Origin of the sequence: Brevundimonas sp. (assembly GCF_044239655.1) — a bacterium.
Taxonomy (GTDB): domain Bacteria; phylum Pseudomonadota; class Alphaproteobacteria; order Caulobacterales; family Caulobacteraceae; genus Brevundimonas.
On record NZ_JBIIAY010000233.1, the window covers coordinates 1 to 2,665 of the forward strand.

The window sequence follows — 2,665 nt, forward strand, 5'->3', positions numbered from 1 at the left end:
AGTGATCTGAATGCGGCAGGAATGAAATTCCAGATACCTCATCAAAATGCTTATATACCCATGCTCCAACTTCCATCCATTCATCTTCTTTTACAGAAACTGTAATTGAAGGCTTATGCTCACACCAAGCACGTTGGTATACTAACCAAATATTTAAGTGTTCAATTGCCGTTAAATCATTTCTAACAATTGCACCTTCTGGTGCCTTAACTGGAAATGAAAATACATATGTATCTGCTGGCTTCATTACATCGTCTTCTACAGGAATTCCAACTTCTTTTAAGAATGTAGAAATTGGATCTCCCTTTGAGCCACGAACTGTTCTAATGTAATATGGTGAATGCCAAGCATGCATTCCTGAAGATACCCCGACCAATTGAGATACTGTTCCCGATGGCTTTACACAAGTAATAGCTGCAGACTCGGGAATCCCAATTTTCTCAGCCTCATCTTTATTTGTTGCTCTTGCTGATTCTCTTAAATCCATCAAGAATGCTTCTAGTCCAACAAGGTCTTGTTTACCTGACATGAACTTATGCCCAAATTGTCCAGTAAGAGAAACTCCTAATAGGCGTTCTTCTTCAGTATTATCTTTCCAGATTTTACGAAGATACTTAAAGTCTGTTAATGTTGATTGCCATGTTCCAAGGATCGTGGCTAGCTTTACTTTCTTTTCAATATCTTTCTTTGTATCATTTTCACGTAATACGACTTCTGAAAGGTTACAAAACTGGTAAGGACGTAAAATAATTTCTGAACATGGGTTAGTTCCATAGTGAATATTTGGATCTCTTTTTCCAAACTTGGCTGCCTGGGCTTGAGCTGCGGCCACATTGTATATGCCTCGCTCTCCTGACTTCGAGTCATACAAAGATTTCCATTCTGCAATAAATTGCTCCATCTCTGGTTTACGAGAATACGCAACAGAGTTGTTTGAGAGAGCACGTTGAGTATTGTTCTCCCACCAGTTACCTGACTTGGCTTGAGCCATTTCAATATCATTAATATTTGACAAAGATATCATTGCTGATCTACGAACACCGCCTACGACAACTACTTCACCAATCTTACACATAATGTCGTGTGCTTCAATTGGCTTTAGCTGACGTCCTGTAGAAGATTTAAATTTTGCAATTGTAAAATCAAAAAGATTAATTAATGGTTGTGGTCCAGATGATCTTCCGCCCATTGTCATAAGACGTGCACCTGCTGGACGAAGTTTACTTACATCAATAGCAGGAATTTGTCCTGACCAAAGAAGTGCTAGCAACTCACGGTATGCCTTTGCCCAACCTTGCTTTGAATCTTCAACAGTGATTACTGTTGTTGACTTTTCAAGTGTCTCTGGGACGGCAGGAAGTTTATTGACATACTTATACTCAACAGAGAATCCTACACCTGTTCCACACATAAGAATATACATAGTCTCATCAAATGAACGAGGTGAATCTACTGGAACAAATGAGCAGTTATATCCTGCAACATGATCTCTATCTAATGCAGCTCCTGCAGTCATTACTGATCTCATTGATGGCATAACATTACGATTGAATACAGCTTGTCTTAGCTCTTCTACAATCTTTGCATCTGGAGTATATCCATTATTTTCTTTTAGGTGCTTCAGCATAAAATCAAAATAGCGATCTACTGTTTCTCCCCAAGTTTCTCTGCGATTTTCTTCTTTGATCCATCTTGCATATCGAGACAATGCAATAAAGTTTTCATAGGGATTTTCAATAGTTCTTGACATTTTTAGTGACACCTTTTCTTCCGCCTAACGGATTAATTAATTTTGAATAAGATCTAATTCTAGCAAACTTTTATTTAGCGGTCTAGTGCTAGCTAAACTTTTTTACTATTGGGTCAAACGCTTTCTTGGTCAACTGGTTCCAATTATATTCTTCATGTATCTTAGTTGACTGAGCAAAGTAATAACCTGAGTATGCATTAAAATTAATTGAAACATCTCTCATAAGTTCAAGTAGGTGTTTATAGTTTGGCTCAAACACTTGGCCTTGATGAGGATAAGGCCATGGAGAATCTATTAGTTTTGACTTTAATCTTAATGGCCCCAAATAGTTATCATAATGAGCCCAAGCACTTGTGCAAATTGTTGGCATCCCAGTAGCCAAGGCTTGAAGCGGAATAAAGCCAAAGCCTTCTCCGTATGAAGGATAAACTAAAACATCGTGATCGTGATAAAGCTTTACTAATTCATCCATATCTAATTCATCTGTTATCATATTAATATTATTATATATATGATGAGGTAAACCAATAATGTTTTTATCTATAAAGTTATTATATACACGAGTAGTATTATTCTTATATGCTTTGATAGTTAAAGAATAGCGATGATCATTTCCAAATAATTCTGTAAATGCGTCTACTACCATTTGTCCCGCTTTTCTTGGGGCGGGTTCGCCAATATGCAAAAACTTTATGACGCCATCATTAATTCTTTTTTTGCTAGTCCACATAGGCTCAATACCATGAGGATAGACATTAGATACTTTATATCCATTATCTTCAAATACATTAGCACACCAATTAGATGTTGTCCATATCTCATCTGCTTCATCTAAAAACGGTTTCCATAAAGATGGAATCACAGTAGATTCCCATGGGGTATAACTAATTTGATACTGATTCCTATGCATCTTAA

2 protein-coding genes are annotated in these 2,665 nt (G+C 36.9%); both read right to left on the minus strand.

All coding sequences use genetic code 11. The features are described 5' to 3' along the window. A partial coding sequence (locus ACILQR_RS16875; protein ID WP_395652520.1) for a hypothetical protein occupies window positions 1-1,762 on the minus strand: 1,762 nt, incomplete at its 3' end. Between the two features lie 76 nt (window positions 1,763-1,838). Next, window positions 1,839-2,665, minus strand: an 827-nt coding sequence (locus ACILQR_RS16880; RefSeq protein ID WP_395652521.1) for a glycosyltransferase, incomplete at its 5' end; no start/stop codon positions are given.